The 24866-nt window shown below is 58.8% G+C and carries 21 protein-coding genes; 7 read left to right on the forward strand and 14 right to left on the reverse strand.

Annotated features, from left to right (window positions below):
* Positions 1-62 precede the first annotated feature (62 nt).
* The 6 genes from RBH71_RS24590 to RBH71_RS24615 all read right to left on the reverse strand — a co-directional run bounded on the left by RBH71_RS24590 (position 63) and on the right by RBH71_RS24615 (position 6772).
* On the reverse strand, positions 63-1574 hold the full coding sequence (locus tag RBH71_RS24590; protein WP_003514113.1) for a serine hydrolase domain-containing protein: 1512 nt from the start codon (positions 1572-1574) through the stop codon (positions 63-65).
* A gap of 116 nt (positions 1575-1690) precedes the next feature.
* Complete coding sequence (locus RBH71_RS24595; RefSeq protein WP_003514115.1) at positions 1691-2431, reverse strand: ABC transporter ATP-binding protein; 741 nt, start codon at positions 2429-2431, stop codon at positions 1691-1693.
* On the reverse strand, positions 2428-3258 hold the full coding sequence (locus RBH71_RS24600) for an ABC transporter ATP-binding protein (RefSeq protein WP_003503986.1): 831 nt from the start codon (positions 3256-3258) through the stop codon (positions 2428-2430). Before RBH71_RS24600 ends, RBH71_RS24595 begins: the two co-directional genes overlap by 4 nt.
* Before the next feature lie 3 nt (positions 3259-3261).
* Positions 3262-4164: a nickel transporter permease gene (nikC, locus tag RBH71_RS24605; protein ID WP_003514116.1), complete on the reverse strand. Its 903-nt coding sequence runs from the start codon at positions 4162-4164 to the stop codon at positions 3262-3264.
* Positions 4161-5174, reverse strand: coding sequence for an ABC transporter permease (locus RBH71_RS24610; protein ID WP_003514118.1), 1014 nt, complete (start codon positions 5172-5174; stop codon positions 4161-4163). Before RBH71_RS24610 ends, nikC begins: the two co-directional genes overlap by 4 nt.
* Before the next feature lie 2 nt (positions 5175-5176).
* On the reverse strand, positions 5177-6772 hold the full coding sequence (locus tag RBH71_RS24615) for an ABC transporter substrate-binding protein (protein ID WP_003514121.1): 1596 nt from the start codon (positions 6770-6772) through the stop codon (positions 5177-5179).
* A gap of 235 nt (positions 6773-7007) precedes the next feature.
* On the opposite strand from RBH71_RS24615, the gene RBH71_RS24620 reads away from it, so the two are divergent.
* Complete coding sequence (locus RBH71_RS24620; RefSeq protein ID WP_003514123.1) at positions 7008-8048, forward strand: dipeptidase; 1041 nt, start codon at positions 7008-7010, stop codon at positions 8046-8048.
* Positions 8049-8108: 60 nt separating this feature from the next.
* Here RBH71_RS24620 and RBH71_RS24625 read toward each other — a convergent pair whose 3' ends face one another.
* Entirely contained in the window at positions 8109-8402 is a 294-nt protein-coding gene (locus RBH71_RS24625) for a hypothetical protein (RefSeq protein ID WP_003514125.1), read from the reverse strand.
* Positions 8403-8677: 275 nt separating this feature from the next.
* Between RBH71_RS24625 and mprF the strand changes: the two genes are divergently transcribed.
* From mprF to RBH71_RS24645, 4 genes are all read left to right on the forward strand, one after another.
* Positions 8678-11278 carry a bifunctional lysylphosphatidylglycerol flippase/synthetase MprF gene (gene mprF / locus RBH71_RS24630; RefSeq protein WP_003514127.1) on the forward strand — a complete coding sequence of 867 codons (2601 nt, stop codon included), beginning with the start codon at positions 8678-8680 and terminating at the stop codon, positions 11276-11278.
* 11 nt (positions 11279-11289) lie between these two features.
* A complete protein-coding gene (locus RBH71_RS24635; RefSeq protein WP_019565052.1) occupies positions 11290-12660 on the forward strand; it encodes a virulence factor in 1371 nt (456 codons plus the stop codon).
* A gap of 288 nt (positions 12661-12948) precedes the next feature.
* The gene (locus RBH71_RS24640; RefSeq protein WP_003514131.1) at positions 12949-14274 is read left to right on the forward strand and encodes a telomere resolvase; all 1326 of its coding nucleotides are present in this window, start codon (positions 12949-12951) and stop codon (positions 14272-14274) included.
* 377 nt (positions 14275-14651) lie between these two features.
* Positions 14652-16979, forward strand: coding sequence for a DUF1217 domain-containing protein (locus tag RBH71_RS24645; protein WP_003514133.1), 2328 nt, complete (start codon positions 14652-14654; stop codon positions 16977-16979).
* Between the two features lie 53 nt (positions 16980-17032).
* Here RBH71_RS24645 and RBH71_RS24650 read toward each other — a convergent pair whose 3' ends face one another.
* The 7 genes from RBH71_RS24650 to graD form a co-directional block, all read right to left on the reverse strand.
* Entirely contained in the window at positions 17033-18319 is a 1287-nt protein-coding gene (locus RBH71_RS24650; RefSeq protein WP_003514137.1) for an MFS transporter, read from the reverse strand.
* A 220-nt stretch (positions 18320-18539) separates the two neighbouring features.
* Positions 18540-18878, reverse strand: a complete 339-nt coding sequence (locus RBH71_RS24655) for a YciI family protein (protein ID WP_003514138.1) — start codon at positions 18876-18878, stop codon at positions 18540-18542.
* Positions 18875-19762: a hydroxyquinol 1,2-dioxygenase gene (gene graB / locus RBH71_RS24660; protein WP_003514140.1), complete on the reverse strand. Its 888-nt coding sequence runs from the start codon at positions 19760-19762 to the stop codon at positions 18875-18877. The genes RBH71_RS24655 and graB overlap by 4 nt, the downstream gene beginning before the upstream one ends.
* 40 nt (positions 19763-19802) lie before the next feature.
* Positions 19803-20858 (reverse strand): maleylacetate reductase, encoded by a 1056-nt coding sequence (gene graC / locus RBH71_RS24665; protein WP_003514142.1) that lies wholly within the window; start codon positions 20856-20858, stop codon positions 19803-19805.
* A 3-nt stretch (positions 20859-20861) separates the two neighbouring features.
* Positions 20862-21845, reverse strand: coding sequence for a gamma-resorcylate decarboxylase (gene tsdA, locus RBH71_RS24670; RefSeq protein ID WP_323687537.1), 984 nt, complete (start codon positions 21843-21845; stop codon positions 20862-20864).
* Between the two features lie 46 nt (positions 21846-21891).
* A complete protein-coding gene (gene graA / locus RBH71_RS24675) occupies positions 21892-23121 on the reverse strand; it encodes an FADH(2)-dependent resorcinol hydroxylase oxygenase component (RefSeq protein ID WP_003514145.1) in 1230 nt (409 codons plus the stop codon).
* Between the two features lie 36 nt (positions 23122-23157).
* Positions 23158-23697 (reverse strand): FADH(2)-dependent resorcinol hydroxylase reductase component, encoded by a 540-nt coding sequence (gene graD / locus RBH71_RS24680; RefSeq protein ID WP_003514147.1) that lies wholly within the window; start codon positions 23695-23697, stop codon positions 23158-23160.
* 206 nt (positions 23698-23903) lie between these two features.
* On the opposite strand from graD, the gene RBH71_RS24685 reads away from it, so the two are divergent.
* Together RBH71_RS24685 and RBH71_RS24690 are read left to right on the forward strand one after the other, a co-directional pair.
* Entirely contained in the window at positions 23904-24335 is a 432-nt protein-coding gene (locus RBH71_RS24685) for a MarR family winged helix-turn-helix transcriptional regulator (protein WP_025594436.1), read from the forward strand.
* A gap of 104 nt (positions 24336-24439) precedes the next feature.
* A complete protein-coding gene (locus RBH71_RS24690; RefSeq protein WP_003514150.1) occupies positions 24440-24826 on the forward strand; it encodes a hypothetical protein in 387 nt (128 codons plus the stop codon).
* Positions 24827-24866 lie beyond the last annotated feature (40 nt).

Raw genomic sequence — 24866 nt, forward strand, 5'->3', positions numbered from 1 at the left:
AACCGGCCTTTAGCTGGAACAAGGGTCTTTATTAGGAGCAATAGCAGCTGATTGAAACCCTCTTAAAGGCTTCTTGAATATTCGATCATTCGCGCCCGGCTCGCCACAAGCTCTATCCGGCTGTCGCTCAATTGATTGAGGCAGATGCGCTTCGTCCACGGCCCGTCCGAGAGCGTGAAGAGGAAGCGACCATTGCCGAGCGCCGTCAAAGGCATGGAGCGGCGCGTGGGACCGATACCCATGGTCAGCGACGAACCGGAAATCGTAAATTCCGCCCCTTCGGTAGAGCGCCAAGTTCCGGAAAGCTCATCGGGCACCGCATGGTCGCCAACCGGAAGGAACCGACGAGCGGCGTGGCCTGCCTCGCCGACGATCGCGTCGCCCTCGAGCCTCAGAAGCATCGGAGAGGATGCGGAGCGCGATGACACCCAGCCATCGGCATCTTCATAAAGCGTGTCGTCGCCATCGATGAAGGTCGAGGTACTGCCCTTGATCTCCAGCCACCACGGTCCGCTTTCGGTGACATAGAGGCCTTCCGGCAAGCTGGCGGCGGGTTTGGGTAAAGGCAAACCGGTCAGGGCCGCCATGCTTTCCAGCGCAATCTTGAAGCCGTCGGTATCCTCGCGGTTCGATACCACGACGAAACCCGTGCCGTTTTCCGGATCGAGAAGGAAGTACGTCTTGTAGCCGGGATGCGAACCGCCATGACCGACGAAACGTCTGTCGCCGAGATGTGACCAGCGCAGGCCGAGACCATATTCGCTCATCCGTCCATCGGCGAGCCGCCGCTCGGTGGAAAGCCCGTCCAGAACGGCGGCAAAGCTGCCCTCTCCGCGCATCAGCCCCTGCAGCCAGCGGGTCAGCGCTTCGGCACTGCCGGCAAGACTGCCCGAAGCGGAAATATGCAGCCCCGCCGCCGAAAGTTGCCAGTTGCTTTCAGCCTTCCAGTAACCCGGCACCAATCCGTCCACCGGATCGTTCCAGACGTCCGGCGCCTTTAGGAAAACACCGAACGGTCCGGCAATTTGCGTCTGCACGAAATCGTCAAAACGGAAGCCATGGCGCTCCAGCGCCGCCTCGACCAGACGATAACCGGTATTCGAATAGGAAACCTCGCTGCCGGCCGGAAAGTTCAGCCGGGTCAGCCGCGACAGATAGTCTAGAAGCGGGCCGGCCTTCGTTTCGGTGTAGACGGAAAGACCAAGCAGCGAGAGGCATTCGCGCGTGTCCGGCAACCCGCCGCTCATATCCAGCGCCTGCCCGACAGTGACGTCGCGGAGCGGCGATTGCAGCTCCGGCAGATGCGTTCCGAGCGGATCGTCAAGCCCGATCAGATCGGAATGGGCAAGCACCATGGCGCAGAAGGCATGTTTGGTGACGGATGCGTAACGCACCACGCTTTTCGGCGTGAACGGCGTAAACGTCGAAAGGCTCTCAACCCCGCCCGCATGGGCAAAACGGATGCCATTGAGATCGAAACCGATCACTGCTCCGCCTGGCTCGTTGCCGGCCCATTGCGAGACGAAACTCTCGGCAAGCGTTGAAGCGGCGTTCCAGTCGAATTGCTGTGACATTGTTCGGTCTCGTGTCTTCGTGGGTCTTGTGGGAAGCCTCATACCGCTGCCGCGACCTTCTCGCCGGTGGGAAGAAGAAGCGAGCAGCACCCGCTCGATCTATGTGCGACGTGGGCTCAAGCCGGCTCTTCCAACCGGATACTCAGGCTGCGCAACTCTTCTGTATGCGGGTGTTTCGTGCGGCCTTCGCGCAGATCGCCTGCATTCAGCTGCTCGACCATTTCACCATTCAGCATCACGCCCACCTGTGGGCACAGATGCGCGATAACAGCCAGATTGTGGCTGACGAGGATATAGGTGAGGTTGCGCGCCGCCCGCAGATCCTGCAACAGGTTCAGGATTTCCGCCTGCACTGAAACATCGAGCGCCGAAGTCGGCTCATCGAGCAGCAGGACCTGCGGATCGGCAATCAACGCACGCGCAATCGCCACGCGCTGACGCTGACCGCCGGAGAGCTGGTGCGGGTAACGGAAGCGCACCGCCTGCGGCAGGGCCACATCCGATAGCGCCTGCTGGATGCGTTTTTCGATATTGTCCATGCCGTGCACCAACGGCAATTCGCTGAGAATGCGGTCGATGGTCTGGCGCGGATGCAGCGAACCATAGGGGTCCTGAAACACCATCTGCACCTGCCGGAAGAATTCCGGCGTGCGCTTCAGCGGCGCATCCTTGCCGGCAAAGGCGATGCGGCCTTCCCAGCTTTCATTAAGGCCGGCCATGGCGCGCAGGATGGTGGACTTGCCCGAGCCGCTTTCGCCAACGATGCCGAAGCTGCCGCCCTTTTCGACCGAAAAGGACACGCCCTTCACCACTTCACGGTCGCCGAACTTGATACGGAGATTTTCGACGTCGATCATAGGCTGGACCACGCTGCATCACGGTTGAGAACGGGAAGACGCTCGCGCGGATGCGTCAGCGAGGGAATGCAGTTCAAGAGACCCTGCGTGTAAGGATGCTGTGCTTTCAGGAGTTCGGAAGCCTTCAGTTCCTCCATCACCCGGCCGGAATACATGACAGCCACGCGGTCGCAGAAATGCGAGACAAGCGGCAGGTCGTGGCTGATGAGGATGAGACCCATGCCGCGTTCCGATACCAGCTCCTCGATCAGCCGCAGGATTTCCGCCTGCACCGTGGCATCGAGAGCACTCGTCGGTTCGTCGGCGATCAGAAGCTCGGGATCGGGCGCCAGCATCATGGCGATCATGACACGCTGGCCCATGCCGCCGGAAACCTCGTGAGCGTAGGACGAAGCGACCTGGCGCGGATTGCGGATCTTCACCTGATCGAGCAGAGCGATTGCCGCCTCCATGGCCGCACGCTTGCTGCCGCCCTTGTGGGCGCGCCAGGCTTCCGCGATCTGTGCACCCATGGTCTTGACCGGGTTCAGCGAATATTTCGGATCCTGAAGGATGAAACCTGCCCGTTTTCCCCGGATCTGGCGCATCTGCTTTTCACTGGCGGAAAGCACGTCGATACCGTCAAAGGAGAGCTTGTCGGCCCTGATATCAGCATTGGAGGGCAGAAGCTTCATCAGCGCGCGCGCCGTGAGGCTCTTGCCCGAACCGGATTCACCGACGATACCGAGCTTTTCTGTTCCGAGCTTCATGGAAACACCGCGCACCGCCTCGAAGCGGCTGGTGCGGGTCTGGAACGCGATCTTCAGATTTTCGATTTCGACCAGCATGGCTCAATGTCCCTTCGGGTCGAGCACGTCGCGCAGACCATCGCCAAGGAAGTTGAAGGCGAGCGAGACGAGGAAGATGGCGATGCCCGGAATGGTGGCGACCCACCATTGTTCGAAGATGAAGCGCTTGGCCGTCGCAATCATCGCACCCCATTCCGGCGAAGGCGGCTGCGCGCCCATGCCGAGGAAGCCGAGGCTTGCGGCGGTGATGATGATCGAGCTCATGTCGAGCGTGATGCGCACGATGAGGCTCGGCACGCAGAGCGGCGCGATGTGACGGGCGATGATGCGCCAGGCGGAAGCGCCTGTCAGCCGGTAGGCCGCAACGAAATCGCTGCCGCGAACCGTCATTGTTTCGGCGCGAGCGAGACGCGCATAGGGCGGCCAGGCGGTGAGCGCGATGGCGAGAATGGCGCTTTCGACGCCAGGCTTCAGCGCCGCGACGAAGGCAAGCGCCAGGATGAGGCGCGGGAAGGCCAGGAACACATCGGTCACCCGCATCAACACCGTATCGACGATACCGCCGAAATAACCGGCAATGCAGCCGATGGCGAGACCGATCGGCGCAACGAGAACGACGACGGCAATGACCATGCCAAGCGTGACGCGACCACCATAGAGAATGCGGGAAAGAATGTCGCGACCCAGCTCATCCGTGCCGAACCAGTGCTCGGCACTCGGGAAGGCAAGGCGGTTGCCGAGGTTCTGCGCGGCCGGATCGTAAGGCGCGATGAACGGCGCCAGCAGCGACAGCGCAATGAAGACGATGATGATCGTGAGACCGACCACCGCCAGCGGATTGGACTTGAGGTTCAGCCAGATGCGGTACCGGTTTCCCCAGGCAGCCTGCCTGCGGGAATGCGGCGTCTCATCCAGAGCCCAGTTTCTGAAAGTTGCTAACATCATCGAACGCGGGGATCCATTACTCGGTAAAGTACGTCTGCGAGCAGGTTGAGGCCGACATAGATCAGGCCGATCAACAGGGTCGCTCCGACGACAGGGTTCATGTCCGCGTTCATGAGCGAGACGGTGAGATATTGGCCAAGGCCCGGCCAGCTGAAGACGGTTTCCGTCACCACGGCACCTTCCAGAAGGCCGGCATAGGTGAGTGCGAGAACCGTGACGAGCTGTACGGCAACCGTCGGGAAGGCGTGCCCCCAGATAACGGTCATTGCCGAAAGCCCCTTGGCACGGGCGGTAATGACATATTCGCCCTTCAGCGCATCGATCATGAAGGCGCGTGTCATGCGGGTGATATAGGCCATGCTGAAATAGGCAAGGATGCAGACGGGCTGCACCATATGGGCGATGGCGTCGTAAAACGCGTCCCAGTCGCCGGCAAGCAGCGTATCGACCGTCATCAGGCCCGTGACCGGCGAGATCATGCCGTCATAGATGATGTCCTGCCTGCCCGGTCCGGGTGCGACGCCAAGCGTGGCGTAAAATACCAGCAGCGAAATCAGCGCCAGCATGAAGACAGGCACGGAATGGCCGGCAAGGCAGACGACGCGGATGATCTGGTCCGTCAACTTACCCTGCTTCACGGCGGCCCATACGCCGAGCGGAATGCCGATCAGCGCAGCGAGAATGAGTGCTGCCGTAGCAAGCTCGAAGGTGGCGGGGAAAACGCGCTTGATATCGATCCAGACCGGGTTGCGGGTCAGAATGGAATTGCCGAAATCACCGTGCAGCACTTGCGACACATAGTGGAAAAACTGAACGACCAGTGGCTGGTCCAGGCCCATTTCGGCCCGAACCCGCACAATGACGTCTTCAGGCGCGTTGTCGCCGACTGCCGCAATGACGGGATCGACAGGCATGACGCGCCCGATCAGGAAGGTGATGACCATCAACCCGAACAGCGTCAGAATGACGCTGCTCAGTGTCGACGATATGCTTTTGACGCGCTTGTTCAATGTTACGCTTTCTTAGCATCGTGGTAGGAATTGCCCTCGGAGAGAACGCCGAGTTCAAAGCCGGAAACGCCCTTGCGGAACGCGGCAGTCTTCGTCGTCTGGAACATGAAGACGAAGGGGCTGTTTTCCATATGCTCGCGCTGCAGCGCTTCATAAAGCTCGATGCGCTTTGCCGGGTCCTTCTCGTCGCGGGCGGCTTCTGCCTTCGCGGCAAAGTCGTCGTTCTTGAAGCGCGAACGCCACAGGAAGGGCTTGGACTTGGCGTCGTCGCCATTGTCCTTGTTGATGTTGAAGACATCGGCATTGGAATGCGGATCGAAATAATCCGTGCCCCAGGCGGAAAGCGCCATCTGGTGTTCGCGGCCGCGCATCTTGGTCAGAACCTGACGGTTCTCGGCAGATTGCAGACGCACCTTGATGCCGATATCGGCAAGGTTTGCCTGGATGGCCTGCGCCAGATCCGGGTAAGGCTGGGCGGAATAGTGATCCATGGTGATTTCGAAACCGTCGGCAAGACCGGCTTCCGCCATCAGCGCCTTGGCCTTTTCGACATCGCGCTGGTACGGCGTGTCGTTGACGGCGCCGGGGAAACCTTCCGGCTCGAAGCTCTGGTGAACCTTGTGCGTCAGCGGCACGATGTTTTCCTGCATGCCCTTGTAGTCCAGCGCCCATTTGATGGCCTGCCAGACCTGTGGCTTGGCAAGGTTCTCATTGCCCTGATTGAGCGAGATCAGCACCAGCGAGGCGATGCTCTTGCGCTGCAACTCGATGTTGGCGTCGTTCTGGACGGTACGCAGCTGTTCCGAGGTCAGGTCGCGGGCAATGTCGATATCGCCCTTCTGCAACATCAGAAGCTGGGAAGACGGATCGGTGACATGGCGCAGGATGACGCGCTTGATGTTACCCTTGTAGGGGCCATTCGGGTTGACGGTGAGCGCTACGCTCTCGCTCGGCTTCCAGGCCTGCAACATGAAATCGCCGGAACCGGCGCTGTTTTTCTGCAGCCAGCCATTGCCGAGGTCTTCGCCCGAGGCATTTGCCAGCACGGCCTTCTTTTCAACGATCGCGCCGATATTGGCGGAGAGGCAATAGAGCAGGAACGAGATTGCGGTCGGCTTTGCCGTCGTCAGCTTCACTGTCTTTTCGTCGGCGGCAACGATGGTGGTTTCGGCATTGTCAGGCGTGAAGCCGAACTGGCCGATGATGAAGGCCGGGCTCTTGTTCATCTTGATGGCGCGCTGCAGCGAAAAGGCCACGTCTTCCGCGGTCACTTTCGCACCGCTCGAGAAGGTCGCATCGTCACCGATCACAAAGGTGAAAACCTTGCTTTCCGCATCGGCTTCCCAGGACTTCGCGATGACCGGATCGACCTTGGTGGAATCTTCACGGTTCGCCCGCACCAGCTTCTGGTACATGTTGGACATGATTTCACCGCCGACGGCTTCGAAACCCTCATGCGGATCAAGGCTCGTCATGTTGTCCAGCTGCTGCGCGACCACCAGAATATCCTTGGGCGTCGCAGCAAATGCCGGAATGTGCGCATAGGACAGGAACGGTACGGCAGCGCCGGCAATCAGCAGGTTGCGTCTTGAAATCATCGAAAATCCCCTTTCGGACCTTATTTTTCGGAAACGGTATGGGTTCGCCCCAATCCAGTCATTTTTTTTATGTTTTCCCGCGATTACCACGAGCAAACGAGGCGCGACCAATTCCAAATTTGGCAGAGCCTATGCACGGATTGCATTTGCTCCGACCTTGACCTTTCATCTACCAATTCTCAAAAGTCTGACGACCGCGCGCCCGCGCCCCGCCCGTATCCAAAGGTGAATGACCATGACCGATGAAAAAACCGTACCCGTCTTCGACGGCCACAACGACGTGCTTCTGCGGTTATGGCGATCGGGCAATACCTCTCCCGAAACGCTTCTCATCGAGGGTGATACGGTCGGCCACATCGACCTGCCGCGCGCCAGGAAGGGCGGGTTGGCCGGTGGCCTCTGCGCCATCTACGTCCCCTCGCCCAGCATGGAGAAGGACGCGAACGGCGACTTCACGACACCGGCTGAAGCGGACGCGCTGAAGGCGACGCTTGGCATGGCGGCCCTGCTGTTCCGCGCCGAGAAACAATCAGGCGGTGCGCTGAAAGTCTGCCGCACGGCCGCCGAGATCCGCAGCGCGATGGCAGAGGGCGCCTTTGCCTCCGTCTTCCATATCGAGGGCGCAGAAGCGATCGGCGCCGATCTGGATGCGCTGCATGTTCTCCACGAGGCTGGCCTTCGCACGCTCGGCCCGGTCTGGAGCCGCCCGAACATCTTCGCCTACGGCGTTCCCTTCCGCTTCCCGTCGACACCGGATATCGGCCCCGGCCTCACCGATGCCGGAAAACGGCTGGTAAAGACCTGCAACGAACTGAAGATCATGGTCGACCTGTCCCACATGAACGAACAGGGTTTCTGGGACATCGCGAAGATTTCGGACGCACCGCTGGTGGCGTCCCATTCCAACACCTATGCGCTGTGCAACCACAGCCGCAACCTGACGGACCGCCAGCTGGACGCGATCCGCGACACAGGCGGTCTTGCCGGCATCAATTTCGGCGTTCTGTTCCTGCGCCAGGACGGCGTGAAGAACCCGGCTACCGATCTTGGCGAACTGGTCCGCCATGTCGACTATATCGTCAACCGCATCGGCATCGATCACGTCGCACTCGGCTCGGATTTCGACGGCACCACCATTCCAGCAGCCATGAAGGATGCGGCCGATCTGCAATTGCTGGTCACAGCCCTACGCAACGGCGGTTATGACGACGCCGCACTCGCCAAGATCTGCCATGGCAACTGGGTACGCGTGCTGGAGAAAACGTGGGGCGCGTAACGCGCCCCGACTTTGGCATTCTCCCCGGACTTCCGTGCCGGAGACATGAAGCGGCAGGCCTCAGGCCTTTGCCGCTTTCTTTTTGCCCGTGGACCGAAACGCCAGCAGGCCTGCGACCAGACCAGCAATGGCCCATTTGATCGGTAGTACATCCGCCGTCTCGCTACGGATCGGCAGAACGGTCACTGTTCCCGGACGCGATTCATATCCGGCCTGCCCGCCGGCCTTCGCATCAGCGATCTGCTGCGGCGAGACAACCCATTCGGCGCCCCGCATCTTGTCATAAGCCATGTAGCCGCCGCCCACCAAAAGGGCTGCGATCAGCGAAATTACTATTCTTGTAGGCATGTTCATTTTGCATTTCCTTCAATTGAAAGAAGCGTTTAATCACATCAAACATCGCCTCCAAGCAATCGGAACGTTTAATTCACGGAGTTTTTGATCTAAAATTTGAACATCGCTCTTTTTGGTTGCATTTTTCATTTTAACGGCGAAAATCCCGTTGGTTTGTCGCCAAACTTCACATCGACACGTCACGCATTTCTGCTAAGCAAATTTCCTCAACCGAAACGAATTAGCGACACAATCCTGTGGTTCGCCAACCAAGGGACTGGCGCTGGAAAAAGCAAATGGCAGACAAGAGCGAAATTATACAGACCGATATTACCGAATCCCCGGTTGAAAGCTTCTTTGCCAGAAACCGGCCCTATCTGACGGCCATCGCCATCACGCTCATCTTCGTGATGATGACGTTTGCGATTTACCGCCTCACATCCGAAGTGCGGTACGATGATGTGATCGCAGCCCTTCTGGACACTTCGCTTCCGGCCATTCTTCTTGCAATGGTCTTTACGGCGCTGAGCTTCCTGTCGCTGATTTTCTATGACGCCAACGCGATCGAATATGTCGGCAAAAAGGTGCGCTTCCCGTCCATGGCGGCCACCGCTTTTGCCGCTTACGCCATCGGCAACACTGCTGGATTTGGCCCCTTGAGCGGCGGCGCCATACGCTTTCGCGCCTATTCCAGGCTGGGACTTTCGCCGGGTGACATCGCCCGTGTCATCGCCTTCGTCACGCTGTCCTTCGGGCTGGGGCTTTTGTCGGTCAGCGCCCTTTCGACCTTCATCGTCGCACCACGCATCGCCGCCATCATCGGTCTCGACCCGACTGTTCTAAGGGGCGGAGCGCTCGCCGTCATTGCCGTTCTCGTTGCCACCGCCTATATCGGCCGCAACGGCAAGGCGATCCGGCTTGGCAAATGGCGACTGCGCCTTCCCGACAGCCGCACCTCCTCGCGCCAGTTCCTCGTCTCCGCCTTTGATATCGCCGCCTCCGCCTCCGTGCTTTACGTGCTCCTGCCCGAGACGCATCTCGGCTGGCCGACATTCTTCGCGATCTATGCCACCGCCGTTGGCCTTGGCGTTCTCAGCCACGTTCCCGCCGGTCTCGGTGTGTTCGAAACGGTCATGGTAGCCGGGCTCGGCAACGCGATCAGCGTCGATCAGCTGCTCGGAAGCCTCGTTCTTTATCGCGTCATCTATCACGTCCTGCCGCTGGTTGTTGCCATTCTGGTAATGATCGTTTCCGAAATGAAGCAGTTCGCGGCCAAGCCGGTGGTCTCCGATATCAGCCAGCTTGCCGTGCGGCTGGCGCCGCCGCTGCTCTCGACCTTCGCGATCATTCTCGGCACCATGCTGATCTTTTCGAGCGTGACGCCGACGCCCGGCAGCAATCTGGATTTCCTGTCGAATTTCGTGCCACTGCCGATCATCGAGGCGGCGCACTTTCTGACGAGTATTCTCGGCCTCGGCCTCGTTGTCGCCTCCCGCGGCCTCGGGCAGCGGCTGGATGGGGCGTGGTGGATTGCCCTTGTCGCTGCATCGCTGGCGCTCATCCTGTCGCTGGTGAAGGCGATCGCCGTTTTCGAGGCAATCTTCCTCGGCATCTTCATCGCGGCGCTCGCCCTCAATATGCGCAGCTTCAACCGTCATGCCTCGCTGGTCAAACAGGCGCTGGGACCAAGCTGGCTCGCCGCTATGGCCGTCATCATCGCCGGCGCGGCAACGATCCTTCTGTTCGTCTACCGTGACACCGATTACAGCCACACATTGTGGTGGGAATTCGAGTTCTCCGAGGAAGCACCGCGCGGTCTGCGCGCCCTTCTCGGCCTGGTGCTCGCTTCCTCGACCATTGCAATTTTCAGCCTGATGCGGCCGGTCACCTTCAAGCCGGACTCCATCCAGCCGGAAGACGTTGAACGTGCAACCGACATCGTCATGCAGCAGGACTCGGCCGATGCCAATCTGGTGCGCATGGGCGACAAGCATGTGATGTTCTCGGAAAGCGGCAGCGCCTTCATCATGTACGGCATTCAAGGCCGGTCATGGATAGCCTTCGCCGACCCCGTCGGCAACGAAGAGGATTTTCCCGATCTGGTCTGGCAATTCGTGGAATCCGCCCGTTCGGCGGGTGCGCGCGCCGCCTTCTACCAGATTTCGCCCTTCCTCCTGTCCCATTGCGCCGATGCGGGCCTGCGTGCCTTCAAGCTTGGCGAACTGGCGCTGGTCGATCTTACCGCATTCGAATTGAAGGGCGGCAAGCTCGCGACCCTTCGCCAATCACTGAGCCGCGGCGCCCGCGACGGGCTGACCTTCGAAGTTGTCGAGCAATCGCATGTTGCCGATATTCTGGATGATCTCAAGCAGGTCTCGGATGGCTGGCTCACCCACCACAATACAAGGGAAAAGCGATTTTCTCTCGGTGCGTTCGAGCCCAACTACATTCTCTCCCAGCCCGTCGCCGTGCTGCGCAAGGATGGCAAGATCACCGCCTTCGCCAATCTGATGGTGACGGACACCAAAAAGGAAGCCACCGTCGATCTCATGCGCTTTTTACCGGATGCACCGCGCGGCTCGATGGATTTCCTCTTCGTCAGCATCATGCAGCATCTACGCGAGGCGGGATATGAAAGCTTCAATCTCGGCATGGCACCCATGTCCGGCATGTCGAAGCGCGATGCGGCACCGGTCTGGGACCGCATTGGCAGCACGCTTTTCGAACATGGCGAACGTTTCTACAACTTTAAGGGCCTTCGTGCGTTCAAGACGAAGTTCCACCCGAAATGGGAACCGCGTTACCTCGCCGTACAGAATGGCGCAGACGCCGCTCTGGCGCTGATGGACGCGACGGTTCTGATCAGTGGCGGTGTCAGAGGAGTGATCGGAAAATGAGAAAATACAGCATGCTGAAGGCAGCGCTTGCCGCTTCCGCCCTGTTCCTCTCCCCGTTGTTTGCTTCCAGTGCCGCCTTTTCGCAGGACAAGCCAGCCTATGACACCGGCATGATCCCCGCCGAGCACATCATGGTGCCTGATGGCGAAATTCTCGCCAGCGTCTTCCTGATTTCCGATGCGGACGGATGGACCGGCACCGACGAAGAACGCGCCAAAGCACTGGTGGAAAAGGGTGCCGCGGTGGTCGGCATCGATTTCAAGGAATATCTTAAGGCACTCGAGGCCGATGATGACGAGTGTATCTATATGATCTCGGACATCGAGTCGCTGTCGCAGCAGATCCAGCGCACCGCCGGGACCGCCAGCTATCGCCAGCCTATCCTCACCGGCATCGGCAAGGGCGGAACGCTGGCGCTCGCCATGATCGCGCAAAGCCCGGTCTCCACCGTTCAGGAAGCCATCGCGGTCGACCCCAAGGCTGGCCTGCCGCTTGAGAAGATACTCTGCACCCCCGCCACCAAGGACAAGGTGGACGGTGAAACGGTTTATGGCCTGACCGATGGCCCGCTGCCAGCTCCTGTCAGCGTGCTGTTCACGCCCGATGCGGATCAGAAGGGCCGCGACCACGTTAACGCCCTGGTGAAGCTTCATCCCGATATCGAAGTGACTGATGTGACAGGCAAGGCGGATGAGATCTTGTCTCAGACCCTGTCCGACAAGGTCGATGCGGCGGGCGATACCAGCAGCCCGCTAGGCCTGCCGATCACGGTTCTCGAAACGAGCCCGGCGATGGACACCATGGCGGTGATCTATTCCGGTGACGGCGGCTGGCGCGATCTGGACGAGGAAGTCGGCGGCGCGCTGCAAAAGCAGGGGATACCTGTGATCGGCGTCGATGCCCTGCGTTACTTCTGGAAAGAAAAACAACCGCAGGAAGTGGCCAATGACCTTGCGCGCATCATCGACACCTACCGCAAGGAATGGAAGGTTCGGAACGTCGTGCTGATCGGCTATTCCTTTGGCGCCGATATCATTCCCGCCACCTATAATCTCCTGCCCGAACGCGCGAAATCCCATGTCGTGCAGCTGACGCTGCTTGGACTTTCGACCGAAGTCGATTTCGAGATTTCCGTCCAGGGCTGGCTCGGCGTTGCCGGCGAAGGCAAGGGCGGCAAGACCATCGACGACATCGTCAAGATCGATCCGAAGCTGGTGCAATGCGTCTATGGCACGGAGGAAGAAGATGAAGACCCCTGCCCCGGCCTGAAGGCAAAGGGCGTGGAGACGGTCGGCATCGAAGGTGGCCACCATTTCGATGAGGACTATGAGGGGCTTGCCAAGCGCATCGTGACCTCCCTGAAAACCCGGCTACCGAAATAGGCTGTCGCAACCTCTGCGGCTTCGGGAGAATTCCCGAAGCCCATACTTCCATCAGAATTCAATCACCTGAAGCGCCGCCGGCAGGATGTCGGCTCCCCGACTTACCGATCTCGGCTCGCAGACCTTCCTTGAAGGTTCCACGCATCACGGCCATACTTGCGGAATCGATTAAACTATTATTCAAAAGAAATATGCTGGCGGCGGATATCCATGGCATTTCCGCAACCATGCTTCTGTTGATTGCCAATCATAGATTTTATATTTCCCGACCGGTTCAGGGGCCGCCGCATGCTCGCACGAAAGACCAAAACTCCAGTTCTCGTGGAACGCATCGACCAGTTCGTCGGTCGGGTCAGGGAGGCGATGAAAAGCAGCGAGGCGTTGCGAAACAAAAAAATCCGCGATCTTTGGGACGCAGAGGTCCGCTACCATTTCGACAATGGCCGCACGGAAAAGACGCTCGAACTTTACATCATGAAATATCGCTATGCCCTGAAGGCCGAATTTGGCGCAAAGAGCACCCCACTTGCCATCTGCAACATGAAAAAGCTGCGGGAGCGGCTGAAGACCTATATAGAGCGGGCCGACTATCCGAAAACCGGCGTGGCGACCTCCATTGTCGAAAAGATCGAGCGGGCGGAGTTCAACACCGCCGGCCGCAAGCCGACAGTGCTTTTGCGGATCGCGGATTTTATTGCAGCGATGAACGGCCTGGGCTCGAAAGAAGAGATGCAGGCCTTGTGGGACGCCGAAATCGCCGTCATGAAGGGCCGCGCCCAGACGACGATCATTTCCTACATCACCAAATATCGTAACGCCATCCGCGAAGCCTTCGGTGACGACCATCCGATGCTGAAGATCGCCACCGGCGATGCAGCGATGTACGACGATGCGCGCCGGGTCAAGATGGAGAAGATCGCCAATAAGCATGGTGCGCTGATCACGTTCGAAAATTACCGGCAGGTTCTGAAGATTTGCGAGGATTGTCTCAAGTCCAGCGATCCGCTGATGATCGGCATCGGCCTGATCGGCATGACGGGGCGACGCCCCTACGAGGTCTTTACGCAGGCCGAGTTTTCACCCGCCCCCTATGGCAAGGGCGTTTCCAAATGGAGCATCCTGTTTAACGGCCAGGCCAAGACGAAGCAGGGCGAAGGAACGAAATTCGGGATTACCTACGAGATCCCGGTCCTTGCACGCTCCGCAACCATCCTGTCCGCCTACCAGCGCCTGCGCGAAAGCGGGCAGGGAAAATTGTGGCACGGCATGTCGATCGACGATTTTTCATCGGAAACCCGCCTGCTGCTTCGGGACACGGTTTTTAATCTGTTCGAGGATTTCTGGCCGAAGGAAGAACTGCCCAAGCCCTATGGCTTGCGGCACCTTTATGCGGAGGTGGCGTATCACAATTTCGCGCCGCCCCATGTCACCAAGAACAGCTATTTCGCGGCCATCCTCGGACACAACAATAACGACCTCGAAACCTCGCTGTCCTACATGACCTACACGCTGCCGGAAGATCGCGACGATGCATTGGCGCGAGCCAAACGCACGAATGAGCGCACATTGTTGCAGATGGCGACCATCGCCCCCGCCTCCCGCAAGAACCCGTAGCGGTACCCGGAACTGCACTAGAAAAAGCCTCTAATCCGGCCTTGCCTCAGGATAGCGCTGAACACGCTGCCAGCGGTATTTTCGCATGTCTGTCCCAACAGCCCGGACAAATGTGCCGCCCTCAGCTTTTGCCAAGTCTTCCCCCTTTGTCTGCCGGCGTGGTGTTGGCGTTGGCGCTTGGGGCCGCTTCTGCCTGCACGCGATCTGAACGCAGCCACGCACCAAACAATCAATATAAATCTCAACTAATTTAATAATACAAAATATTTATCCTAAATATTACTTTTAATTATACAGCTACGCGCAAGACTATACTGCAATTATCCGCTTCATAACTGGCTCACGCACAGATTTTGCCATAGTTTTTTCGGAGACACATGGTGCTGCCCGCATATACGACTTACGCTCTTTACAATCGTGATATGGAATTGTCGCTGAAACGCGTCGCGAACGACCCCGTCGTATCGCGCGACGCCAAATATTATGCGGATAATATCGGCAAGGTCAAAAACCTCGACGCGTTCCTGAAGGACTTCCGGCTCTATTCCTACGCCATGAAGGCACATGGACTGGAGGAAATGATCTATGCCACCGCCTTCATGAAAAAGGTGCTGGAAAGCAATCTCAACGATCCGAACAGCTTCGCCAACAAACTGAAGGATACGCGATACCGCGACTTTGCTGCCTCTTTCGATTTCGGCACGATCAAAGCGGAAAAATCGGTTCAGACAAAATCCCAGCAGGACCGGTTGATTGCCACCTATCATGCTACGATCGAACAGGAAGGCGCCGAATTAAAGGAAGAGACCCGTTTTTACAACATGGCCATCGAGAAGGTCGGGCATGTCGACGATATCTTCAAGAACACGCGGCTTCGGGATTATATCTTCAAATCCTTCGGCATCGACCCCGAGACCTTCAGCTACAAGCACGTCAAAAACGTTCTGACGAGCGATATCAGCAATGCCGATAGCTACATCAACAAGACCTACAAGTCATTGATCCCGGAGTGGAAGGCAAAGGCGGCCGATCTGCGCATAGAACGTGCAGGCGTCGCGTCCACCGACAAACCGGCGCTCGCAAAGATCGACTACCTGATCAGCCAATATAACAAGCGTATCAACGATGCCAACAAACTGTTCGAGATGGCGGCCGCGTTTAATTTCCGGGACGACGGCCGCGTAGATGACGGCATGCCGGCGCAGACGGCTGCGCAGAGGCGACTGATTAACGAAACCTACGTTCTTTCAAATCCCCGCCTGACGCAGGCCGGAGCTGTTCTCAACCGCGAGTATTTCGCGGACAAGATGAAAACCATCACCGACGCCAGCCAGATGACGCAGTTTGCGCGCCTGAGAACGATGCTCATCGTCAGCTTCAATCTGACGGACAATGATGAAACGGACAAGAAAATCGGCTGGGCCGTCTTGCAGGATCCGAATGATCCGAAAAGCCCTATCCACAAGGAGAAGGACAAAGGTCTTGTCGATCTGGCACGCGCCTTCAATTTCGGTGCGGATGGCAAGATCAAGACCGGCAAGGTCGCGCAGACCGCCGAACAGCTCAACACCATGATGAACCTCTACTTCAGCCGTTACGATGACAAGGACGAAGCAGCGGACGAAAAGGCAATCAAGAACTACCAGCGCTATATCGGCCTGACGAAAAATCTCGAGGATTTTCTGTCGAACGCGCAGGGCGCGGTCATCATTCGAAACTTCGCCCTGAAGGCCTTCGATATTACCGCTGAAGAAGCCTCGTCCTTCACGCTGAAACGGGTATTTACCAGCGATCTGTCAGACCCGAAAAGTTACGTTTACACTTTGAAAGACGAGCGTTTCGTGCGGCTGGCCAAGGCTTTCAACTTTGATGCCGAGGGCAAGATCGGCTCACCCCGGCTCGCCCAGTCGGAAAACGAGATCACCCGAATATCACGAAATTATCTGAAGGAAGTTACCCGTTGGGACAAGGACAAAAAGGTCAGGGAGAAAGGCGAAAAGGAGGTCACCTACTATCGCCAGAAAATGGAAACGATTGAAACCGTCGATCAATTGCTCTCCGACCGCCGCCTTCTCGATTTCATGCTGATTGCGCAGCGTATCGACCCCAAAACGGTCACCACCGACTACCTCAAGAAGATCTTCAAGTCCGACCTCAAGGACCCCAAAAGCTTCGCCAATACGGAAAAAGATGCCCGCTTCCGCGCACTTGCCGGCTCCTTCAATTTCGACGCCAAGGGGAATATCGTCGCGAAAGCCGGCCAGAGCGTGCAGAACACCCGCAGCCTCATGGAAACACGCGACAAATATGTTCGGCAGACGCTGGAACAGCGGGTCGGCGAAGAAAATTCCGGCGTTCGCCTTGCGCTCTATTTCAAGCGCATGGCCGCCAGCATTTCCAATCCCTACGACATACTCGCCGACAATGCGCTTGCGGAGTTCACCCGCACCGCCCTTGGAATTCCCGCAGAAACCGCAAACTCCAAGGTGGATGCGCAGGCAAAGATGATCGAGAAGAAACTGAAGATAAAGGACCTGCAGGACCCCAAGAAGGTCGAAAAACTGGTCAATCGCTTTTTGCTGACATTCGAAGCGAACAACGCAACGTCGGATCCGCGTCTCGCTCTATTCGGCAGCGGCAGCACGTCCATCAGCGGCAATACACTCGCGACGTTGGGGCAACTCCGCAGCCGCCGCAGAGGTTAGACCATCTATTAGTGCTGGCCGCAGGTTTTGCCCTGCGGCCAACATCATCTTAGTCAAACCCGCCCGTCGCCTGAAGTGCGGTAGAGCAGGGTCAATACGGTCAAAGCCAGCCCGACCAGCGCGATCGAGCCGAAAATGTAGAAGTTCCACTCCGGAGCCAGGCCCCGTTGCAGCACGAGACCGCCGATCATCGGACCGGCGATGCCGCCCAGCCGCCCGACGGCTAGGGAAAAGCCAAGACCCGTACCGCGAATATGGACAGGATAAAGCCGTCCCACCAGAACATTTGCAAGAATCTGGGTTCCAATCGTTCCCGCACCCGCAAGGGCAACGAAAAGATAGAGCAACGGCCCCTTGTTTACCGTCAACGCCCAGATCGAGGCCGCGCCAATGGCAAACAGGACGGCCACAACCACCTTGACGTTACCCTTGTCGGCGAAACGCCCGCCGATGAGAATGCCAATTGCGGCTCCGACATTGAGCATGATGGAAAAGCTGAGCGCCGAACTGATGTCGTAGCCCATCTTGTTCATGATGGTGGGCAGCCAGTTGACCATGCCGAAGGTCAGCAGAAGCGAGCAAAAGTGAATGCCCCAGGCATTCAGCGTTGAAAGCAGCCGGCCTTCCGAGAAGAGGGCGCCCACGCCGCCCTTTTGGATCTTGGCATGCGGCGTAATGCGTTGCAGGCCGTAAGTGTCGCAAATCCCGTCTGCCTCTGCCTGCCGGCCCTTGCTTGCCAGCCATTCCGGCGATTCCGGCAGGAACCGCATGAAGATCGGCAGAAGAATAAGCGGCAGGCCGCCGATCAGCATCAATGGCCGCCAGCCATAGCTCTCCAGAAGCAAAATACCCATGAGGCCGGAAATGATGCCGCCGATAAGATAACCGAGGAACGACAGGGAGTTTGCCTGTGCCCTGCGCTTGGGCGGCGAGAACTCCAGCACCAGCGCCGTCACCGTCGGCAGGAGCGCGCCAAGGCCGAGACCGGCGAAGAAGCGCGTGATTTCGAAAGCAAGAAAGTTCGGCGTCATGGCCGAGGCGATCATCATCGCTGAAAATCCGGCAAGGCTGATGAGAACGACCTTCCGGCGGCCGATACGGTCCGCCATGGTGCCGGCAAACAGCGCGCCGAGCAGCATGCCCACCAGCGTCAAGGCGGCAGCCCGCCCGACCATGGCTGGATTGAGCGCCCATGCGCCTTCTTTCAGCAACGCCGGTGCAACCGCGCCGTAAACGACAAGATCGTAACCGTCGAACATGATCATCAGGCCGCATGTCGCGATGACGCCAGCCGGGTTCTTCGTCCGCACCGAGGCGGCGCTCATATAGTTCGTGGACATATTCCTCCCTTTCACGCATGAACGCGCCACCCGGAATGGATCGACGTCTTCCCGTTCCTGCGATTGCTCCCTGGGTGCCCGGCTTGCTCCACCCTGATGTGCGTCTCGCTCCTGTCAAGACACATATCGCCGGTATCACCCGCCTTCGATTAAATGTTGCGTTTGCAAAAATTGCAATTGAAATATTAACAATCGCCAACAGCCATTGCAGGCGTGGTTTTCAGTCGCCTTGCAGCCCCGAAATCCTCGACAAAGTCGGCGTCCAGTTCAAAATACGAATGCGGTTATAGACGCCGTGAATGACAAAAGGGTCGGCGTCGCTAAAAGCCATGACGTCCTCGATACAGCGGGCTTCAGCAATGATGAGGGCCGCGGCAGACCCTCCGCTTTCCGCCTGCATCGGGCCGGATGCGAGAATTCTGAATCCTTCCGGAACGCCATCTTCGTTGCGTAAATGAGCCTTGTGGGCACTCATCTGCGCCAACCTTTGCTCAGCGGCAGCGGGATCACTTTCAGCAAAACGCACATAGAGCCGGGGACGGTCGCTACCGCGGGTCATCGGGCGAGCACGAAATCGTGGTCCACCGACCAGAACCAGCCGTTGGCGAACCCCAGCTCCTGCGCCCTCTGCGCATCCTCCACCCGCTGAAAATCGGCCAGCAGGCTTTCCTTCACACCGAAAACCGCATCCGAACGAATGTAAGGATCATCAGGGTCGAAAATATGCGTGACGAGCGTGGTGAAGCCTTCTGCCGAAACGATGTAGTGCAGATGCGCTGGTCGGTAGGGATGACGCCCCATGGCCCGCAGAAGCTGCCCCACGGGGCCATCATCCGGTATCGGGTAATATTTCGGCTTCGCCGCCCGGAACCAGTAGCGTCCGTCCTCACCGGTGACGAATACGCCACGCAGGTTGAAATCGGGCTGAATGCCCTTCTGCTGCACGTCGTAGAAACCTTCGTCATTGGCCTGCCAGACGTCAATGCGGGCGCCTGCGACCGGCACTCCGTCGGTGTCGAGAATGCGGCCGGTTACCAGCATCTCCTCGCCCTTGCCGTCGAGGCAGATATTGGCGCCCATCGGCATCTCAGGCGCATCGGCCACATGAAAAGGCCCGAGAACGGTGGATTCCGACGCGCCGCTCGGCTTGCGGTGGTTGATCGCATCGACCAGCATGGAAACGCCGAGAATATCGGAAAAAAGGATCCACTCCTGCCGCCATTCATTGCAGATCTGGCCGACCTCGGTCAGAAAATGGATCGCCTTCATCCATTCCTCTTCAGTCGGCTCAATCTCTTTCACCGCCTCGTGAAGCTTGCGGGTGACGACCGCCATGATCTCCTTGAGACGCGGATCGTCACAATCGCGCATACGGGCAATCACGGTTTCGGCCGAACGTTCCTCGACGAAATAGCCGTCGTCACCGGTTGTTTTCATGTCCATAATGTCCTCCTCCCATCATTGCCGCTCCCTGCTTGCCGGATCACTCCGGCCTTGCGCCCTCGAAGGCGCGTTGCAACAGGGCGCGGATCGCGGTTTTTTCAACTGGCCGCGGGCACCAGTAAGGATTGGCGGTCGCAAGCTCGGCCATAGCGTCGAGATCTTCCCCGCCAACACCGAGTGCTGCAAGGCTTGCCGGCGCGCCCAGCCGGGCGGCAAAATCGTAAAGACCCGTCCCTGCCCTGCCACCGACAAGTGCGGCCAGCGGCGCAAGCTGATCCGGCACCGCCTGTTCCACATAAGCGATGGTGTACGGCAGAAGCACCGCATGGGTTTCCGCATGCGGCAGGTCCAGACTGCCGCCCAGCGTATGGCAAAGCTTGTGATGCAGCGACATGCCAACAGCGCCAAGCACCGTGCCACACAGCCACGCGCCGTAAAGTGCCGTTTCGCGCGCCTTGGTATCTTGCGGCTCCATCCTCACACCGGGAAGCGCCTCGATCATCGCCCGCAACCCTTCCACCGCCATCATACTGGCGATCGGATTGCGATCCCGAGCATAAAGCGCCTCTGCCGCGTGGGCCATGGCGTTTAGCCCGCTGGTCATGCTGATACCAACCGGTAATCCAAGTGTCAGCTCGGCGTCGTAAATCACCACTTCCGGCAGGATTTCCGGACCGCGCAGGGTGGTCTTCACTCCATTTTCCGTCTGGCCAAGAATGGGCGTCACCTCAGAGCCGGCATAGGTCGTTGGAATGACGATCTGGGGCGCATCGGTGCGCAAGGCAATGGCCTTTCCAAGACCGGTGGTAGAGCCGCCGCCGAGCGATACGACGCAATCGGCACCGGCAGCGCGATAGGCCTCGACCGCCCTTTTCGTCACCTCGACCGGCGTATGCATGGCCGCATCGGAAAAAACACCGGCAGCCAATGGGCCAAGCCGGGCGGCCAAAGCCTCCGCATCGCCCTTCTGGTGGGGTGTGGAAAGCACCAACGCCCGTGACAGCCCGAGGCGACGGATTTCCTCCGCCACCCCCACGGAGCTACCCGTGCCAAAGACGATGCGGGCCGGGGCCGTCGTATAGACGAACGGCTGCATGGCTCAGGCTCCGTCGAGCTTGAACAGGCGGCGCGCATTGGTGCGGCCGATCTTTACCCGGTCGGCCTCGGCAATGCTCGTCGCATTGAACCAGTCGGAGGCATGATCGATGTTCTCGAAGGGCCAGTCGGTGGAGAATAGGATGCGGTCGGCACCGATTTCCAGAATGGCATCGATCAGGGTCTGGGTGCGGAAATTGCCAGAGGTGGTGATGTGGAAATTCTCGTTGAAATAATCCATGAAACGGCGGTTGGCCGGATAGCGCGGCGGCAGCTTCACCCAGGCATTGCGGTGGTCGATGCGCCACATCATGTAGGGCAGGCCCTCGCCCATATGGCCAAGAATGATGTTGAGGCGCGGATGCTCGTCGAACAGGCCTGATGCCATGAGGCGCAGCGCGTGAACCGCCGTTTCCTGCGCAAACGCCCAGGTGGGGCCAAGCAGCCAGGGGTGGCCGTCATAGATGCGGGAATCCTGCGGTAGCGGATTGCGCGGATGCAGATAGAAAGGCACATCAAGCTTTTCCACCTCGCCCCAGAATGGACGATATTGCGGCAGGTCGTAATAAAGCGGTGTCTGGCCATCGCCCTCCTGGCTGAAGCCGTTGACGAGCGCGCCGACGAAACCGAGATCGTTGACGCAACGCTGAAGCTCCTCGGTCGCCGCATCCGGGTCCTGCAACGGCAGGGCTGCGAAGGCGAGGAAGCGGTCCGGCCGCTTGGCGCATTCTTCAGCCAGGACGTCATTGGCGCGGCGCGCAATCTCGATCGCCTTCTTCTTGTCGGGAATAGCCTGCACCGCCGGCGCATTCAACGACAGGATCATGGTTTCGATGCCATGCGCATCCATCAGCTTCAGGCGCGTATCCTGAATGTCGAGTAGGCGATGCTGCAGTTCCTTCCAGTAATCACCGGGCACGAACCCGGCCGAATCCTGAAGTGTTTCCGGGATTGCGAAATGCTCTTCGAGAGCGACCTTGCCTTGCATGTTATTTCCTCCGAAAATCGCTGTTCAGTTGCCGCCACGTGTGCGGTCAATATTGGCCCTTGGGTTCCAGGCCGAGCATGCTCTGGCCGATCATGGTGCCCACGGCATCCCAGTTCATGCTGATATGGCGGCCCACCGCATTCGCATCCCGCCAGGCCCGCTGGACCGGATTGGAAAGATCGAGCCCGACACCGCCGGTGGAATCGTTGAGTGCCTGCACGGCGCGCAGCGCCAGAGAGACCGAAAAGGACTGGCCGCGACGGCTCAATAGCCGGTCGTCCACCGAAAATTCCGCCCGCCCTTCAAGCCTTGCCTGTGAGAGTGCCTGAGCCCGCGCAACGTCGCGCAACAGGATTTCACAAGCGGCATCCACGCTCGCAGCGGCTTCCGCGACACGCAGCTGGATGGTTGGAAATTCCGCCATGCGGTTATTGCCGCCCGCCACCGCACCGCGGGTCACCCGGCCACCGACATGATCGACATAGGCTGCCAGGGCACCCTTGGCTGCGCCGACGCCAGTCGAGGCGAGACAGGAAGGAATGCCGGTAAGAAGCGGCATGTTGAAGAGACCTTCCTGCGCATAAAACCGCCCGCCCGGCGTGTGGCCGCTGGTCGCGTCCGGAAAGGTCAGAACCCGATGTTTGGGAACAAAGACATCATCGAGAACCAGCGTCTTGGAACCCGTGCCGGCCAGTCCGACCACATGCCACGTGTCTTCAATGGCATATTGGCTTGCAGGCACGAGAAGGAAGGCCGGAACCGGCCTGCCTTCGCCCTGCGGCGGCAGGATGGCGGCGCAGAGAGACCATTGGGCATTCTCGCAGCCCGAGGCAAAGGCCCATTTGCCGCTCAGGCGGTAACCGCCGTCAGCGGCCTCCGCCATCTTTACCGGCGCATAGGAACCACACAGAAGCGCGTCAGAGTTTTCGCGCCAGACATCCGCCTGCGCCTCCTCTGGAAACATCGCCAGCAGCCATTGATGGGCGGAAAGCAGGCCGGCAACCCAGCCTGTCGACGCGCAGGCCGCCGAAAGCTCGATATTGGCTTCGACAAGCTCGGCAAATTCACCGCCATGCCCGCCGAAGGCCCGCGGTTTGACGACATCGAAATAGCCGATGCCGCGCAGCGCCGCGATATGACTGGCGGGAACGCGGCGCGCCTCCTCTGTTTGTCGGGCGCTGGACCGGAAAAGATCCGCTACACCGGCAACGCGACCGACGAGGCGGACGTGCGGGTTCGTTTGCGCCGGCTGTGGCGCATGGCTCATATCGTTCATGATTGTCTCCTCCGAGAATAGTCTAGCCGGGAAATATCAGGCGGACAGGCCTGCCGGGCTTGCGGCGCAATATTGGGCATTTTCGTAAAGCAGCGGTCGTGTCGTCTCGCTTACATCGGCCGACACCACCTGTCCGATAAACACCGTATGCGTTCCATATGGCATTGCCGCGACACGGCGGCAGGCGATGGCGGCATGGGCCGTGGGCAGATAAAGAACACCGTTGTCATGACGCTGCCACTCGCCGTTGCGGAAACGCTCCTCCGGCGAAACCTTGCCGCTGAAAGCATCAGACAAGGCAATCTGGTCCTGCGTCAGCACATTCACGATGAAATCGGGCCGGCAGAGCAGCAATTCGTGCAGAAACGTGCGGTTGTTCAGGCAAACCAGAAGAGAGGGCGGCTCCATCGAAACCGAGGTGACGGCGGTAACCGTCATGCCGTGATCGCGCTGATCACCCGTGGCACAGGCAGTAATGACCGTCACGGTCGCCGGAAAACGGCGCATCGTCGTGCGGAAATTCTGGCCGACGCCTTCAGGCGCAAGATTGTTCAGGCCAAACAGTGCTGATGTCATAAGATCCTCCCAAATCCTGCATTCCTAAATATTTTCATTTGCAACATTTGTCAATGCAAATGTTTTATGGCGGGGGAAGCTGCGATATGGCCTCGCCGTCCCCGGTCTTCTGGAGCGAAACTATTGAAACTGATAGATTATGCCGGTACAGCCGATGGGTGCGCCACGTCACCCGCGCACGTGGTTCTCAAAACGGGGTTTTGCTTGTGTCTTATCAGTTCACCGACTCGGTACCCTACCTGCTCAACTGGGTAGGTGTTCGGCTTGGAGAGCGCTTCTCACTGAGGCTGGCATCCTATGACATCACCCTGCCGATGTATCGTGTGCTGGCAACGCTGAGACAACAGGAAAGCAAAACGCTGACCGAGCTTTCAGACCTCGTGTCGGTGGAGATTTCCACGCTCTCCCGGCTTGTTGGCTTGCTCGTCAGACGCAACCTCGTCAGCCGCGAGCGACCGGTCGACAATGCGCGGATCGTGCGCATCACGCTGACGCCAAAGGGTGAAGAACTTGCCGAGGAACTGATGCCGATCGCCGCCATGTTCGAAAAGACCGCGATCGAAGGCCTTGACCCGGCCGAAGTGAAACTTTTCAAAAGCATCCTGCGCCACATCGGCCGCAACATTGCCGGTCTCTGATCCCCCAAGGATCCGCTGACCCGTCACGACCTTCGCGTGCAATGTACTTGTAATGGCTGGTTCCTATCCCTGTGGCAACTCACCACAGCGGAGGAAAATTGCCCATGTCCGAGAGATTGTCACCCGCCTACCTGACAACGCTCGCCCTTGCCACAGCATCGATCCTGGTTTCGGCCTGCGCCTCGACAGTCATGAAAAGCTACATCGGCGCACCCATCACCAGCGTGATGCTGGACTATGGGCCGCCGGACAATATCTATAGCCTTGGCGGTGGACAGCAGGCCTACCAGTGGCGGAAGAACAAGACACAGGCTGTCGCCGGATCATCGAGTGGCGAAGTGCGGACAACACGGCGCGGAGAGCGTTACGAAGTGTCCGAGACGCCGGGTTATGTCGAGCGCATAGACTGCTTCTATACTTTCTACACACGCAATTCCGGCGGCGAATGGTATGTCACGAGCTTCCGGCAACCGGCGCTCGAATGCGAGTGATCGTTTCCGGATTTCAAACTCCGCCCTCCCAGATTTTTGA

The sequence above is a fragment of the Rhizobium sp. AN68 genome (assembly GCF_030758035.1).
In the GTDB taxonomy this organism is placed as follows: domain Bacteria; phylum Pseudomonadota; class Alphaproteobacteria; order Rhizobiales; family Rhizobiaceae; genus Agrobacterium; species Agrobacterium tumefaciens.